Annotated in this window: 16 protein-coding genes; 10 read left to right on the forward strand and 6 right to left on the reverse strand. The window is 61.7% G+C overall.

Annotation, left to right across the window (positions count from 1 at the left end):
* Positions 1-14 precede the first annotated feature (14 nt).
* Positions 15-419, reverse strand: coding sequence for an RNA polymerase-binding protein DksA (gene dksA, locus HBO24_RS17860; RefSeq protein WP_057961215.1), 405 nt, complete (start codon positions 417-419; stop codon positions 15-17).
* Between the two features lie 126 nt (positions 420-545).
* Here dksA and HBO24_RS17865 point away from each other — a divergent pair, with 126 nt between their 5' ends.
* The 5 genes from HBO24_RS17865 to HBO24_RS17885 all read left to right on the forward strand — a co-directional run bounded on the left by HBO24_RS17865 (position 546) and on the right by HBO24_RS17885 (position 4217).
* On the forward strand, positions 546-914 hold the full coding sequence (locus HBO24_RS17865; RefSeq protein ID WP_057440580.1) for a hypothetical protein: 369 nt from the start codon (positions 546-548) through the stop codon (positions 912-914).
* 78 nt (positions 915-992) lie between these two features.
* Positions 993-1898: a GTP cyclohydrolase FolE2 gene (folE2, locus tag HBO24_RS17870; protein ID WP_170060059.1), complete on the forward strand. Its 906-nt coding sequence runs from the start codon at positions 993-995 to the stop codon at positions 1896-1898.
* Positions 1895-2320, forward strand: coding sequence for a phosphoribosyl-AMP cyclohydrolase (hisI, locus tag HBO24_RS17875; protein WP_057961216.1), 426 nt, complete (start codon positions 1895-1897; stop codon positions 2318-2320). The genes folE2 and hisI overlap by 4 nt, the downstream gene beginning before the upstream one ends.
* Positions 2317-2877 carry a DapH/DapD/GlmU-related protein gene (locus HBO24_RS17880; RefSeq protein ID WP_057440583.1) on the forward strand — a complete coding sequence of 187 codons (561 nt, stop codon included), beginning with the start codon at positions 2317-2319 and terminating at the stop codon, positions 2875-2877. Before hisI ends, HBO24_RS17880 begins: the two co-directional genes overlap by 4 nt.
* 2 nt (positions 2878-2879) lie before the next feature.
* Positions 2880-4217, forward strand: coding sequence for a dihydroorotase (locus HBO24_RS17885; RefSeq protein ID WP_170060060.1), 1338 nt, complete (start codon positions 2880-2882; stop codon positions 4215-4217).
* A gap of 14 nt (positions 4218-4231) precedes the next feature.
* On the opposite strand, the gene HBO24_RS17890 is transcribed toward HBO24_RS17885, so the two are convergent.
* A complete protein-coding gene (locus HBO24_RS17890) occupies positions 4232-4753 on the reverse strand; it encodes a DUF3617 domain-containing protein (RefSeq protein WP_057961218.1) in 522 nt (173 codons plus the stop codon).
* 130 nt (positions 4754-4883) lie between these two features.
* Between HBO24_RS17890 and cls the strand changes: the two genes are divergently transcribed.
* Positions 4884-6323, forward strand: a complete 1440-nt coding sequence (gene cls, locus HBO24_RS17895) for a cardiolipin synthase (RefSeq protein ID WP_170060061.1) — start codon at positions 4884-4886, stop codon at positions 6321-6323.
* 61 nt (positions 6324-6384) lie between these two features.
* Here cls and cfaB read toward each other — a convergent pair whose 3' ends face one another.
* The 4 genes from cfaB to HBO24_RS17915 form a co-directional block, all read right to left on the reverse strand.
* Positions 6385-7569, reverse strand: a complete 1185-nt coding sequence (gene cfaB, locus HBO24_RS17900; protein WP_170060062.1) for a C17 cyclopropane fatty acid synthase CfaB — start codon at positions 7567-7569, stop codon at positions 6385-6387.
* A gap of 85 nt (positions 7570-7654) precedes the next feature.
* A complete protein-coding gene (locus tag HBO24_RS17905; RefSeq protein ID WP_057440585.1) occupies positions 7655-8437 on the reverse strand; it encodes a DNA-binding domain-containing protein in 783 nt (260 codons plus the stop codon).
* The gene (locus tag HBO24_RS17910) at positions 8428-9273 is read right to left on the reverse strand and encodes a DUF692 domain-containing protein (RefSeq protein WP_057440586.1); all 846 of its coding nucleotides are present in this window, start codon (positions 9271-9273) and stop codon (positions 8428-8430) included. Before HBO24_RS17910 ends, HBO24_RS17905 begins: the two co-directional genes overlap by 10 nt.
* Before the next feature lie 62 nt (positions 9274-9335).
* Positions 9336-9590, reverse strand: a complete 255-nt coding sequence (locus HBO24_RS17915; RefSeq protein ID WP_057440587.1) for a hypothetical protein — start codon at positions 9588-9590, stop codon at positions 9336-9338.
* A gap of 216 nt (positions 9591-9806) precedes the next feature.
* On the opposite strand from HBO24_RS17915, the gene HBO24_RS17920 reads away from it, so the two are divergent.
* The 4 genes from HBO24_RS17920 to HBO24_RS17935 are packed head-to-tail and all read left to right on the forward strand — an operon-like array spanning position 9807 to position 13929.
* The gene (locus HBO24_RS17920) at positions 9807-10430 is read left to right on the forward strand and encodes a CDP-alcohol phosphatidyltransferase family protein (RefSeq protein WP_057440588.1); all 624 of its coding nucleotides are present in this window, start codon (positions 9807-9809) and stop codon (positions 10428-10430) included.
* A gap of 10 nt (positions 10431-10440) precedes the next feature.
* Positions 10441-12195 carry a bifunctional alpha/beta hydrolase/class I SAM-dependent methyltransferase gene (locus tag HBO24_RS17925; RefSeq protein WP_057440589.1) on the forward strand — a complete coding sequence of 585 codons (1755 nt, stop codon included), beginning with the start codon at positions 10441-10443 and terminating at the stop codon, positions 12193-12195.
* Positions 12196-12197: 2 nt separating this feature from the next.
* Positions 12198-13496 carry a phosphatase PAP2/dual specificity phosphatase family protein gene (locus tag HBO24_RS17930; protein ID WP_057440590.1) on the forward strand — a complete coding sequence of 433 codons (1299 nt, stop codon included), beginning with the start codon at positions 12198-12200 and terminating at the stop codon, positions 13494-13496.
* A complete protein-coding gene (locus HBO24_RS17935; protein WP_057440591.1) occupies positions 13486-13929 on the forward strand; it encodes a hypothetical protein in 444 nt (147 codons plus the stop codon). The genes HBO24_RS17930 and HBO24_RS17935 overlap by 11 nt, the downstream gene beginning before the upstream one ends.
* Positions 13930-13935 lie beyond the last annotated feature (6 nt).

A 13935-nucleotide genomic window follows, 5' to 3' on the forward strand; every position in this document is an offset into this window, starting at 1 on the left:
ATCAGGTTGGCCGGTCAAATCGCCCGTTGATGGCGTTCGCGCAGCTCTTCACGTTCTTTGGCTTCAATACACAGGGTGGCCGTGGGCCGCAGCAACAGGCGCTTGAGGCCAATCGGCTCGCCTGTCTCACGGCACCAGCCGTACTCACCACGGGCGAGGTGCTCAAGGGCCTCGTCGATCTTGTCCAGCAGCTTCTTTTCCCGCTCCAGCAGACGCAGTTGCCATTGGCGCTGTTCTTCGGCGCTGCCGACATCGGCGGGATCGCTATGGGGCTCCTGCTCGCGCAGCACGATGAACTCGGCTTCGATGCGCGCTTGCAGGTCATAGCGCTGAGCCAACAACAGCTCGCGGAAAAAGGCCTGCTGGGCCTCGTTCATATAATCAGCAGGTGGTTGAGCGAGCAGGTCTTGTTCAGTCATCAGGTCGGTTCACGGGTCAGGCTGTATTTTGATGTTATAGTATAACAATGCAAATAAGCTAATCCCCTCTTGCCCGTCACGACGAAGGGCGCAATCCTTGAACGCCTCCAGGCCCCGAGAAACGCGATGAAATCCCTGTTATGCGGTGTGTTGCTGCTGGTAGCGACCCAGGCCGGCGCCCAAGTAGCCAGCCCCCTGGCCACGTGCACCCGCAGCGCCACCCTGCTGGCCTGTGTCGATGCCCAGGGCAATGCCTACAGTGTCGCGACCGCAGGCAACACCACGTATTTGCGCGGATTCGAGGTGATCGGCAAGCGTTACTGGGCGCAGACCAATAGCCGCTACGGCCAATTGACGTTCTTTACCGGGCTGGCCTCAGACGGTGAGGCGTGGGTCGGCTACACACGGCGTGTGGGCTGGACCACGATCAACCGGTTCTCCAGTTCCGGAGGCTCCAGCGCCAAGTTCACCTGCAGCCGTATCAGCGGGTGCTAGAGCGGTCGTAGAAAAATCATCGTCGATCTAATTGTTATACTATAACATGTCGGATTATCTCCAACGATGGACCTGCTCATGAATGCGCTGACTCTGCCCGATATCGCCGCGCAGGCTTCTCGCCAAGCCTTGCCCCTCGACTGGGTGGGTATGTGCGGCATTGCTCTTCCCATCCTGATCGACGGCCAACGTTTGAGTGCCAAGGCCGATGCCGGCGTGAGCCTGGATGACGGCGAGGCGCGGGGAATTCATATGTCGCGCCTGTACCTGGCGTTGGAAATGCTCGAGCAACAAGACCTGCAACCGGCGCAGCTGCGTCAGGTGTTGCAGCGATTTCTCGATAGCCATGAAGGGTTATCGAGCAGCGCCTACCTGCGGATTCACACCGATTTGCTGCTCAAACGCCCGGCGTTGGTCAGCCCGCTATCGGGCTGGAAGACTTACCCGGTGACCATCGAAGCGCGTCTGGAAAAACAGATGTTCCACGTGGAACTAAAAATTGACGTGACCTACTCTTCCACCTGCCCATGCTCTGCGGCCCTCGCCAGGCAGTTGATTCAACAGCAATTTGTCGATCACTTCGGCAACAAGTCGTTGCAACACGAAGATGTACTGGCCTGGCTTGGCAGCGCCAATGGCATCGTCGCCACGCCCCATAGCCAACGCAGCAGTGCGCTGTTGCAGGTCCATCTGCAACCCGACGTCCAAGCCTTGCCCCTGACAGCCTTGATCGACCAGGCCGAAGCAGCCCTCGGCACCGCCGTACAAACCGCTGTAAAGCGCGCCGATGAACAGGCGTTCGCCCTGGCCAACGGCCAGAACCTGATGTTTTGCGAAGACGCCGCGCGCCGCTTGAACCTGGCACTGAAACGCTCGGATGCGGTGCAAGCCATCCAACTCAAAGTCATCCACGCCGAAAGCCTGCACGCCCATGACGCCGTGGCCGAAAGCCATTGGACGAGAGGCGCCTCGGGCACCCCATGAAACTGACGATGCTCGACCTGGAAGCGGCAGCCGTGGGTAGCCGTTTTCCCCTGGCCCCCGTATTGGATGCCCTGCCGTGGAACAGTGACGGCCTGATCGCCGCCATCGCCCAGCAACACGGCAGCGGTGCAGTGTTGATGCTGGCCTGGATGAACCGCCAGGCCCTCGACGAGACCCTCGCCAGCGGCCAGGTCTGCTACTGGTCACGCTCGCGCCAGCAGTTGTGGCGCAAAGGCGAAAGCTCTGGCCACCAGCAGCAGTTGATCGAAGCACGCCTGGATTGCGACGGCGATGCCGTGTTGCTGATCGTCGACCAACAAGGCCCTGCCTGTCATACCGGCCGACCCACCTGTTTTTACAACGCTATCGAAAACGATCAAGTGCACATCATCACCGCGCCTCTCAAGGAACCTACAGCATGATCCGCAAGAACCCTTCCGGCGATCTGCCGGTCATTGCCGAGTCGGCCTACGTCGATAAAACCGCGATCATCTGCGGCAAGGTGATCATCGGCGAGAATGTATTTGTCGGCCCCTATGCGGTGATCCGCGCCGACGAAGTCGATGCCACCGGCGACATGGACCCGATCACCATCGGCGCCAATTCCAATATCCAGGACGGCGTGGTGATCCACTCCAAATCCGGTGCGGCGGTGACTATCGGCGAGTTCAGCTCGATCGCCCATCGCTCGATTGTCCACGGCCCCTGCACTGTCGGCGACCGGGTGTTTATCGGCTTCAACAGTGTGCTGTTCAACTGTGTGGTCGGTGATGGCTGCGTGGTGCGGCATAACTCGGTGGTCGATGGCCGCGACTTGCCCGCCGCGTTCTATGTGCCGTCCACCACGCGCATCGGCCCCAACACCGATCTGTCGCAGTTCCCGCCCGTGAGCATCAGCGCATCGGAGTTTTCCGAAGACGTGGCGCGTACCAATGTCGACCTGGTGCGCGGCTACAAAGCCCTGCAAAACGAGTTCTAAACATGAGCCGCTTGCTGATCCGCAACGCCCGCCTGGTGAATGAGGGCCAGGAATTCGATGCCGACGTGCTGGTCGCCAATGGCCGTATCGAAAAAATCGCCAGCTGCATCCAGGGGCAAACGGCCGAGATTGAGATTGATGCCCAAGGCCAATGGCTGCTGCCGGGCATGATCGACGACCAGGTGCATTTCCGCGAACCTGGCGCGCCGGACAAAGGCAGTTTTTACAGCGAGTCCCGCGCCGCAGTGGCCGGGGGCATTACCAGTTTCATGGATATGCCCAACACCCAGCCCGCGACCTTGACCCTGGAAGCTCTGGCCGACAAAAAACGCCGCGCCGCACTGCACTCGGTAGCCAATTACGGGTTTCACTTTGGTGTCAGCAACGACAACCTCGACACCGTGGCTGCCCTTGATCCGCGGCAGGTCGCCGGAGTCAAAGTGTTTATGGGCGCCTCCACCGGCAATATGCTGGTGGATGATCCACGCGTCCTGGAGCGTTTATTTGCTGAGGTGCCGACCATTCTCCTCGCCCATTGCGAGCACACGCCGAGCATCCAGGCCAATGAACAACGCTTGCGAAACCGGTTTGGCGAGGCGATCCCCGCCGTCGCCCACCCGCTGATCCGCGATGCCGAAGCCTGCTATCGCTCCTCGTCCCTGGCCGTGGAGCTGGCGCGCCGCCACGGCACGCGCTTGCATGTGCTGCACCTGACCAGCGCCCGGGAACTGTCGTTATTTGAAGATAAACCGCTGGCAGAAAAACGCATCACGGCAGAAGTGTGCGTGCACCACTTACTGTTCGACGACCGCGACTACGCCCGCCTCGGCCACCAGATCAAATGCAACCCGGCGATCAAAACCCGGGCCGACCGCAATGCCCTACGCCTGGCACTGCTGAGCAATCGCCTGGATGTGATCGGCACCGACCACGCGCCTCATACATGGGAGCAAAAACAGCGGCCGTACCGCGAGGCACCAGCGGGGTTACCCCTGGTGCAACATGCGCTACCGGCATTGATGGAGTTGGTGGCGGACGGCCTGTTGCCCCTGACCACATTGGTGGCGAAAACCAGTCATCGCGTTGCCGACCTGTTCGCCATTCCCGACCGGGGGTACCTGCGCGAGGGCTACTGGGCCGACCTGGTGCTGATCAAACCCGAGCCCGAAGGCAAACCGGTGAGCAGCCAACCGATCCTCGCCCGCTGCGGCTGGACACCCTTTGCCGAGCGCAGCTTTCGCCATAGCGTCAGCACTACTCTGGTGTCAGGCCATGTGGCCTGGCACCAGGGGCAGGTGATCGACAGTTGCCAGGGGCTGCCCCTGCATTTTCTGCGCTAAAACCCAGGAGCCGTTCAGGCCCGGGGTTTGACCGTGCCACAGTCGTTGCCCAGCCACTGCGCATGGGTGTCGAGGCTGCCGTTCTGCTGCACGCCGGTGGCATTGAAAGTACCGTTGACCGTGGTGGTGAACGCCTTCTGGCTCTGGAACGTGGCCACGCCAGTGCCCTGGGCTTTCGGGCAACTGAAGCGGAATTTCCACTGGTTGCCGGTCTTGTCTGTGACCTCTTGCTTGCAACCCGACTGCGGGTCGGTCAGCGGGATGGAATCAGAGGCCACCTGGGCCGGGGTCAGGCAGACCTGCACGCCCTTGCCAGCCATGGTGATGCCTTGTTTTTCCAGCATTGCGCGTTGTTCCGGGGTCATCTGTTGCTTCAGTTGACCGAGGATCAACGACAAGTCCGGCAGATTCTGGTTATCGACTTTCATATTGCTGGTGGTCAATTCCCACAAGCCCGGCGCCAACATCTGCGCCTGCGCTGCCACCGGCAGCGTCAAACCAACAACCATGGCCAAACCAAGCAGACGAGCATTCATCGGGTAACTCCTGGGTAATTGTCGGCGTTAGACGTCGTAAAGTGGTCGGCGTTGCATGCTCAATAAAATAGCGACAATCGCCGCCGAACATGGTCTGTTACGCATTGGATTGTCAGGAGTACCGTTGCCCATGGATTTCTTCGGCCCGCACTTGCTTGGCTACTTCATCGCAACCCTGCATTTTCTCGGCTCGCTGGCTGCCCTGCACGCGGTGCTCACCGTGCGTACCGCCCAAGGCTCAATCGCCTGGGCACTGTCGCTGATGTTCATGCCGTACCTGACGCTGATCCCCTACCTGATCTTTGGCCGCAGCAGCTTCGACGCCTATATCCAGGCGCGGCGCCAGGCCAACCAGGAAATGCACAAGGCAATCACTGAGTTGAACTGGCGCCCTTGGGTCGAAGAAGCCCTGGCTGCGCGTAACTCCCAGGCCTACGCCTCCCTGCGCGCCATGCCCAAGCTGGGACGCATGCCGTGCCTGGCGAACAACCAGGTGCGTTTGCTGGTCAATGGCGACGCCACCTTCAGCGCCATCTTCGACGCCATCCGCGCCGCCAAGACTGCCGTGTTGGTGCAGTTCTTCATCATTCATGACGATGAACTGGGGCGCCAACTGCATGCACTGCTCAAGGCCAAAGCCGCCGAAGGTGTAGCCATCTACGTGCTGTATGACCGCATCGGCAGCCACTCCCTGCCCCACCGCTATGTGCAATCGCTGCGCGATGCCGGGGTGCAGATCAAGGCGTTTGCCACCCGCAGCGGCTGGCTCAATCGCTTTCAGGTGAATTTCCGTAACCACCGCAAGATTGTCGTGGTCGATGGCCTGACCGGTTTTGTCGGCGGGCATAACGTCGGCGACGAATACATGGGCAAGAAGTCGCCGCTCGCCCCCTGGCGCGACACCCATGTGCAAGTCAGCGGCCCCGTGGTGGCGTGCCTGCAAGAATCGTTTGCCGAAGACTGGTTCTGGGCCGCGCGCGAACTGCCGCCGCTGATCCTGCCCGATACCTATGCCGATGACGGCGTGCTCTGCCAATTACTGGCCAGCGGTCCGGCGGACCCGTATGAAACCTGTTCGCTGTTTTTCGTCGAAGCCATTCATGCGGCGACTGAGCGGGTGTGGATCACCAGCCCGTATTTCATCCCCGATGAAGCGGTATTCGCCGCGCTGCGCCTGGCGGTGTTGCGTGGCGTGGACGTGCGCTTACTACTGCCGTCACGCCCCGACCATCGCATTGTGTACGCCGCCTCCAGCCTGTACGCGATTGAAGCGGTTCGCGCCGGGGTCCGGGTGTTCCGCTACAAACCGGGTTTTTTGCATCAGAAAGTGGTGCTGGTAGATCGGGAAATCAGCGCCATCGGCAGTGCGAACCTGGATAACCGTTCGTTCCGCCTCAACTTCGAAGTGATGTTGCTGACAGTCGACGAAGCCTTCGCCAGCGAGGTGGAACACATGCTGTTGGATGACTTCGCCCAGGCCCACGAAACCAGCCAGGAAGAAAGCCAGCAGACCCGCCGCCTGCAGCAACTGGGCATGCGCGTGGCGCGGCTGATTTCCCCTATCTTATAAATTGCGCCGGACAGAAGGTGGGAGCTGGCTTGCCAGCTCCCACACTCAGCCATCGGTTGGCTCAGCGGTAGAGATCTTCCCGCGTCCACGGCAACTCATGGCTGCCATCGGCATGGGGCTTGACCGCCAGGATCTGGTGCAGGTTGATCCACCCACGCGCAAACGCATAGGCGCAACCCGCCAGGTACAGGCGCCAGATGCGCAGTACCTGGGCCGGGACCATTTTTGCCGCCGCCTCCAGGTTGTCTTCCAGGCGTTCGCTCCAGTGGTCGAGGGTGCGTGCGTAATGCAGGCGCAGGCTTTCCACGTCGACCACTTCCAGGCCGACTTCGCTGATTTCGGCGCTGATCATCACCAGGTGCGGCAGCTCACCATTGGGGAACACGTAACGCTCGATAAACTCGCCGGCACCGCGCCCCACCGGGCGGCCATCAGTATGTTTGGCGGTGATGCCGTGGTTGAGCACCAGCCCCCCTTCACGCACGGCGCCGAACAGGGTCTGGCAGTACTGCGCCAGGTTGGCGTGGCCAACGTGCTCGAACATGCCGACGCTGACGACTTTGTCGAACCGCCCGTCCTGGGGCAGGTCGCGGTAGTCGAGCAATTTCAACTCAACCAGGTCTTCCAGGCCCTCAGCGATTACCCGCTCCTTGGCCAGTGCCAATTGCTCCTTGCTCAGGGTGATGCCGAACACCTTGACCCCGAACTCGCGGGCCGCATAACGCGCCAACCCGCCCCAGCCACAACCGACATCCAGCAGGTACTCCCCAGGCTGCAGGCGTAGCTTGCGGCACAGGTGGCGGAATTTGTCTTGTTGGGCTTGGTCGAGGGATTCGCTGCCGGTCTCGAAGTAACCGCAGGAATAGGCCATGTCGCGGTCCAGCCAGAGCTGGTAGAACTCGTTCGACAGGTCATAGTGGTAGGAAATCGCGGCCGCATCCGTAGCCTTGTCGTGAATCGAACGCACCGGGCCGGCGTGCTCGTCCTCCTCGAGCAGTGCGTGGCTCAATTCGTCACACACCCGGATTACATCGCTGATCGAGCCTTCCAGCTCCAGTTTGCCTTCAACGAAAGCAGCGCCCAGGGAATCGAGCGTGGGGTGGGTCAGTTGCGTCACCATCACCGGATCCTTGACCACGATGGTAACGCTGGGCTCCGGGCCCAGGTTGAATTCATGGCCATCCCAGAGTCGCAGACGCAGCGGTAGCTGAAGATTCTGTAAGGCCGGTGGAAGTTGCGCGAGCATGAATAGTCCCCCCTTGTTTCAGACGTCCGAAATGAGGGTAGACCATCCACAAAAAGTAGCAGGCTATCGGTTCGATAACGCCCTTTTATGGTGCCCGACGTTGCAGCAAACCGTCCTCAACCCACTGTTTCAACCACGTGACAGCTTGCAGCGGCGCGCCCTCTTGATAAGTGACTGCCAATTCCGCGCACAGTTCTGAAAAACTCCACCCGCTGTCGGCCATCCCGGCCAGGGCGTACGCCTCGGCAGGCTCCAAGCTCCGGTAACGGCACACCTGTTGGTTACGCCAGATCAGGCACACCTCGGCCAGCGGCAACGCCTGGCTACCGGGAAACCCAGCCTGCGCCTTGACCGCACGCCAGATCTGCAGGCTGTTGAAGCGACACAGCACTTGCTGCACCGCCGGCGTCCACTCAACCTGCAATAACGGCCAGGCCTCGGGCGCCAGCAGGGCCATGTCTTCAAGAGTCAGGGGTTGGCCCGCAGGCGCATCAAACGCCAGGGTAAAGGCCCATTCCAGGCGCGCCAGCTCCACCAGGGGGGCGGCTTGTTCGGCGACCAGATGCTCGTCGATAAAGTCTGCAAACCGTTGCCCCAGCCAGCGCAGGCTGAAATGCGTGGATGGATAGCACTGCACATAGGCCACCACCAGCCCGGCAAACTCGTCGTCCCCCAGCCAATGCCACACCGCCGGAAAATCCCCCTGCATCACTTCCAGCAAACGGGCCCGATAGGCGTTGTGGTAGATCGCCAGGCCGGTGTCGACATCCAGTGTCGGGCCACCGATCAAGGTGCCGGCAAAGCCAGTGTCGTCGGCGTCTGCCAATAAATGCCGTTCAAACGCCAGTTGCCAGTCGGTCAGGCGCATAGCGACCTCCGGGCCAAGGCATCCGCCCCCAACTCACGGGCCTTGCCCAACTCGTCGAGCAGCTCGGCAAACGGCGGGAAATGGTCATCGCGCTCCAGCAACGTCGCCACTGGTCCCAGGTGTTCCAGTGTCTGTTGAAACAGCTGCCACACCGGATCACACACCGGATGGTCATGGGTATCAACCACGTAGTCGCCGTAATCCATATGCCCGGCCAAATGCAGTTGGCGGATGCTCTGCGGCGGCAGGTTGCGGATAAAGGTCCAGGCGTCGAAGCCATGGTTGCGCGAGCTGACATACACGTTGTTGACGTCCAACAGCAGCTCGCAACCGCTGAGGTGGCTCAAGGCGCTGAGAAATTCCCACTCGGTGAATTCATCGGCCTTGGATCGCACATAGCTGGAGACATTTTCCAATACCAGCGGCCGCTCCAGCACCGCCTGTACCTGCCGCACACGGGTGGCGACGTGGTAGAGACTTTCTTCGGTGTAGGGCAGCGGCAACAAGTCATGCAGTTGATGGGCGTTGCCCCGGCTCCAGCACAGGTGATCGGAGACCCATGCCGGCTTGACCCGGTCGGCCAATTGCTTGAGTTGCTTGAGGTAGTCCCTATCGAGGGGATGGGGGCCGCCAATGGACAGGGACACCCCATGCATCACCAGCGGATAACGCTCGGCGATGGCGTCCAGGTAGTACAGGGCCTTGCCGCCCTGGACCAGATAATTCTCGGAGACGATTTCGAACCAGTCCACCTCCGGCGACTGCTCGATGATGTGTTGATAGTAATGACTGCGTAGCCCCAGGCCGTAGCCCAGGCAAGGAACCGATACCGACATGACGAACTCCTGGAAAGTGTCCGCAGCGACGTGCACACCGCTGCGGGATCACGTATTCGCGGTTACTCGCCGACTTTGCCGCCAGCCGCATCGCAAGCGGCCTTGGTCATTGCCTTGAAGCCATGGCCCTTGCAGACAGCCTGGCCTTTACAGGCGTTTTCAGCGGTCTTGCAGTCGTTCATGCCTTTGCAGGAGGTCACGCCGTAGCAATGCACGTTCGCCTCATCGGCGGCCTGCGCCTGGGTCGCGACACCGGCAAACATCGTGGCGGCAGCAATGGCCAGGGCAGCACCGGAAACAGCGTTCTTGAAGTTCATTGTGGTATTCCTCATGGGTCTGTAGGGGGTCGGCTGAACGGTTTGTCCAGTCCCGACACAGCACTAGAGTGAGGTGCCGCAGGGGCGTTACAGCGCCGTGAAAATTTTCCTGGTTTCCTGAATCCTTGTAGGAGCCATCACTAGTGCGCACCGCGATTTATCGTCACACTCACAGCAGATTTTTCGTGGGATCACGGACAAGGAAGCGTCACCCTCATGATTTCGATCTATCAGCTCAAACCGCGTTTTCAAAACCTGCTGCGGCCTCTGGTACAGCGCCTGTATGACAACGGCACCACCGCCAACCAGATCACCGTGCTGGCCGGGATCGTGTCGTTGCTCGTCGGCCTGCTGATCGCGGGGTTCGCCCAGCACGCCTGGGTGTTCGTACTGATCCCGCTGTGGATGATCCTGCGCATGGCCCTCAATGCCATCGACGGCATGCTCGCCCGGGAATTCGGCCAGCAATCACGCCTGGGCGCCTACCTCAATGAACTGTGCGACGTGATCGCCGACAGCGCGCTGATCCTGCCATTTGCCCTGCTCCCCGGGGTCAGCCTGGCGCCGGTGTTGCTGGTGACGCTGCTGGCGGTGTTCAGCGAATACGCCGGCGTACTCGGGCCGATGGTCGGTGCCTCGCGCCGCTACGATGGGCCCATGGGCAAGAGTGATCGGGCGTTTGTCCTTGGCGTACTCGCCACCGGCGTGGCCCTGGGCTGGCTCGGCACCGGCTGGGTCGACGGGGTGATGTGGCTGGTGGCGGCATTGCTCGCCTACACCCTAGTCAACCGTGTGCGCCAGGGCCTCAAAGAACAATCCGACATCTCTCCGACGGCATAAGGATCTTGCGATGCGCGAACAGCAACAGCACACCTTCAGTACCCATGACGGCGTAGAGCTTTTCTATCGGCATTGGCCCGCGACCAGTGCCACCGGGCCTGAGCCACGCCAGGCGATCCTGCTGTTCCATCGTGGCCACGAGCATTCCGGGCGCATTGCGCACCTGGTGGACGAGTTGGACCTGCCACAGTTCGATTTCTTCGCCTGGGACGCCCGTGGCCATGGCCAGTCCCCCGGCGAGCGTGGCGACAGCCCGAGCTTCGCCACCAGCGCGCGGGACGTGCAGACCTTCTGCGACCATATCGGCGCCACCTATGGCATCGCGCCAGAAAACCTCGCAGTGATCGCCCAGAGCGTAGGCGCAGTGATTGCCGCCACCTGGGTCCACGACTACGCCCCGAATATCAGGGCCCTGGTGCTCGCCTCCCCGGCGTTCAAGGTCAAGCTCTACGTGCCCTTCGCTCGCCCGGGCCTGGCGCTGATGCGGCGCTTTCGCGGCAATTTTTTCGTCAACAGCTACGTCAAGGCCAAGTTCCTCAGCCATGACCCCGAGCGCGTCGCGTCCTATGACACTGACCCACTGATCACCAAGGCGATCTCGGTAAATGTGCTGTTGGGCCTGTACGAAGCGGCCGACCGCGTGGTCGCCGATGCCCAGGCGATCCAGGTGCCGACCCAACTGCTGATCTCCGGCTCGGACTTTGTGGTGCACCGCAAACCCCAGCAACAGTTCTTCGAGCGGCTTGGCAGCCTGAAAAAGGAACTGCACATCCTGCCCGGCTTTTTCCACGACACCCTCGGCGAACGTGACCGCGCCGTGGCACTGGCCAGCGCCAGGCGTTTTATCCTGCAAAACTTCGCCCATCCGCTGGACCGTGCCAGCCTGCTGGACGCCGACAAAATCGGCGCGACCTGCGCCGAATCCGAATCCCTCGCCGCGCCGCTGCCGCACAACTCCCTGCGCGACCTGTACTGGCGCATGACCCGCGCCAGCATGGGCCTGGGCCGCAAGCTGTCCGAGGGCGTGAAGCTGGGCTTCGACACCGGCTTCGACTCGGGCAGTACCCTGGACTACGTGTACCGCAATACCCCCACCGGCAAGGGCGCGCTGGGGCGGATGATTGATACCAACTACCTGAACTCCATCGGCTGGCGCGGGATTCGCCAGCGCAAACTGCATGTTGAAGAGTTGTTGCGCCTGGCCATGGCCAAGCTGCGCGACGACGGGCGCGAAGTGCGCATCGTCGACATTGCCGCAGGGCATGGTCGGTACATTCTGGAAGCCTTGCAGGGCGTTTCGCCGCTGCCTGAGTCAATCCTGTTGCGCGACTACAGCGATATCAACGTGCGCGACGGTGGCGCGCTGATCCGCGAGAAAGGCCTGGGGGAGATTGCGCAGTTCGTCAAAGGCGATGCCTTTGACCGGGCCGACCTCGCCGCACTGGCGCCCACGCCGACACTGGCAGTGGTGTCCGGGCTGTACGAACTGTTTGCCGATAACGCCATGGTCGGTGGTTCCCTGGCAGGGCTGGCCGAAGCCGTGGAGCCCGGCGGATACCTGGTGTACACCGGCCAACCGTGGCACCCGCAACTGGAACTGATCGCCCGCGCCCTGACCAGCCATCGCCAGGGCCAGGCCTGGGTGATGCGCCGTCGCAGCCAGGCGGAAATGGATCAACTGGTGGAAGCCGCGGGCTTTCGCAAGATCACCCAGCGTGTGGATGAGTGGGGCATCTTCAGCGTGTCGCTGGCGCAGAAGATCTGACCATGCGCGAACCAGGTCTCTTCAAACCAGCCCTGCTCTGGCTGCTGCTGTTGGCGCCGCTGTTTTTCAGCACCTACGGCTTTGCCACCTGGGTCACCAGCCAGCGCAGCGACGTGGGCACCCTGGTATTCGGCTGGGAAACCCATATGCCGTTCTGGGCCTGGACCATCGTGCCCTACTGGTCGATCGACCTGCTCTACGGCTTCTCCCTGCTGCTGCCTAACAGCCGCCATGAGCTCAAACAACATGCCCTGCGTCTGCTCAGTGCGCAGGTGATTGCCGTGAGCTGCTTCCTGCTATGGCCGCTGCGCTTCACCTTTGAGCGCCCGGAAATGGACGGCGTGTTCGGCTGGCTGTTTGCGGTACTGGCCGGGTTCGACAAACCGTTCAACCAGGCACCCTCGCTGCATATCGCTTTGCTGGTGATCCTGTGGGTGATGTACCAGCGGCATAGCCAAGGCCTGTGGCGCTGGCTGGTGCATGGCTGGTTCGCGCTGATTGGCATTTCGGTGCTGACCACTTACCAACACCACTTTATCGACTTACCCACAGGCGCCCTGGCCGGCTGGCTGTGTGTGTGGCTATGGCCGGTGGATCAACCCAGCCCGCTGTTGCATGCGCGGCCGGCCAAAGACCCGAAACGTTGGCGCCTGGGGTTGCGCTACGCCATGGGCGCCCTGGTGCTGACGATAGTGGCCTTTACCGGGGGCAGTGCCTGGCTATGGCTGCTGTGGCCTGCCGTCGCGGTGTTGCTGGTGGCGCTCAACTACTGGCTGCTGGGCGCCGCAGGCTTTCAGAAACGCGCCGATGGCCGCCTCAGCCCGGCAGCACGCTGGCTGTATGCGCCTTATCTCGCGGCGGCGTGGCTCAATTCGCGGCTGTGGACGCGCAAGCATCCGCAGCCTGACCGGGTTGTGGATAACGTATGGTTGGGGCGAATTCCGACGCCAGCGCAGCTGAGTTCTTTCAATGCGGTGGTCGATCTGTGTGCCGAACTGCCTGTTTATCCACAGGGCCGCGCTTACCATGCCCTGCCCGTCCTCGACCTGACCGCACCCACACCGGCACAGTGCCTGGAGGCGGCCCAAGCCATCGAGCGCTTGCGCGAGCACGGCCCGTTGCTGGTGTGCTGTGCCCTCGGCTATTCCCGCAGCGCCAGCGCCGTGGCGGCCTGGCTGCTGCACAGCGGACGGGCGGCCACGGTGGACGAGGCACTGGCTATTATTCGTACAGCACGATCGGATGTGGTCCTGCATGCCGATCACCGCCAAGCCTTGGGAGCACTGCCCTATGCCCGCTGATATGCAACTCCAGGTAGTCGCCAGCCTGCTGCGCCGCGGCCGTTCGCTGGATCAGTTATCCACAGGCCTGACCCTGCTCGGGGTACTGTTTGGCCTGGCGCAATTGTTGATGGTCAGTATCACGCCGATCTGCCTGTTGCTCAGCCTGTGGATGATTGTCCTCGGGCTGCTGCAAAAGTACTGGGCGCTACGGGTGGCCTTCGACGCCGACCTGTTTGCGCTGATGGCCAAGGACATAGAACGCACCAGCGAGCTGGACCAGACTCTGCAAACCCTGGGCCTGCAACCCGCCGACCGCGCAAGCCGGCCCTGGACCGAACGCCGGCGTGGCGCCCTCAAATTGCTGCGCAAACAGGCCTACCTGCTGGGTGCGCAAGTGTTACTGACATTGGCCGTCATCCTGGCCAGCCCGTGGCTGCCCTTCGCCGGATAAGGAATC

It is taken from the genome of Pseudomonas sp. WS 5410 (assembly GCF_012985645.1).
GTDB lineage: Bacteria > Pseudomonadota > Gammaproteobacteria > Pseudomonadales > Pseudomonadaceae > Aquipseudomonas > Aquipseudomonas shahriarae.

Bases quoted from the DNA above. Each gene is read 5' to 3' on its own strand.
- HBO24_RS17925 (WP_057440589.1), top strand. From the start codon at position 10,441: ATGCGCGAACAGCAACAGCACACCTTCAGTACCCATGACGGCGTAGAG.
- HBO24_RS17885 (WP_170060060.1), top strand. From the start codon at position 2,880: ATGAGCCGCTTGCTGATCCGCAACGCCCGCCTGGTGAATGAGGGCCAG.
- HBO24_RS17880 (WP_057440583.1), top strand. From the start codon at position 2,317: ATGATCCGCAAGAACCCTTCCGGCGATCTGCCGGTCATTGCCGAGTCG.
- folE2 (WP_170060059.1), top strand. From the start codon at position 993: ATGAATGCGCTGACTCTGCCCGATATCGCCGCGCAGGCTTCTCGCCAA.
- HBO24_RS17930 (WP_057440590.1), top strand. From the start codon at position 12,198: ATGCGCGAACCAGGTCTCTTCAAACCAGCCCTGCTCTGGCTGCTGCTG.
- HBO24_RS17915 (WP_057440587.1), bottom strand. From the start codon at position 9,590: ATGAACTTCAAGAACGCTGTTTCCGGTGCTGCCCTGGCCATTGCTGCC.
- dksA (WP_057961215.1), bottom strand. From the start codon at position 419: ATGACTGAACAAGACCTGCTCGCTCAACCACCTGCTGATTATATGAAC.
- HBO24_RS17910 (WP_057440586.1), bottom strand. From the start codon at position 9,273: ATGTCGGTATCGGTTCCTTGCCTGGGCTACGGCCTGGGGCTACGCAGT.
- HBO24_RS17920 (WP_057440588.1), top strand. From the start codon at position 9,807: ATGATTTCGATCTATCAGCTCAAACCGCGTTTTCAAAACCTGCTGCGG.
- hisI (WP_057961216.1), top strand. From the start codon at position 1,895: ATGAAACTGACGATGCTCGACCTGGAAGCGGCAGCCGTGGGTAGCCGT.
- HBO24_RS17905 (WP_057440585.1), bottom strand. From the start codon at position 8,437: ATGCGCCTGACCGACTGGCAACTGGCGTTTGAACGGCATTTATTGGCA.
- HBO24_RS17865 (WP_057440580.1), top strand. From the start codon at position 546: ATGAAATCCCTGTTATGCGGTGTGTTGCTGCTGGTAGCGACCCAGGCC.
- HBO24_RS17890 (WP_057961218.1), bottom strand. From the start codon at position 4,753: ATGAATGCTCGTCTGCTTGGTTTGGCCATGGTTGTTGGTTTGACGCTG.
- HBO24_RS17935 (WP_057440591.1), top strand. From the start codon at position 13,486: ATGCCCGCTGATATGCAACTCCAGGTAGTCGCCAGCCTGCTGCGCCGC.
- cls (WP_170060061.1), top strand. From the start codon at position 4,884: ATGGATTTCTTCGGCCCGCACTTGCTTGGCTACTTCATCGCAACCCTG.
- cfaB (WP_170060062.1), bottom strand. From the start codon at position 7,569: ATGCTCGCGCAACTTCCACCGGCCTTACAGAATCTTCAGCTACCGCTG.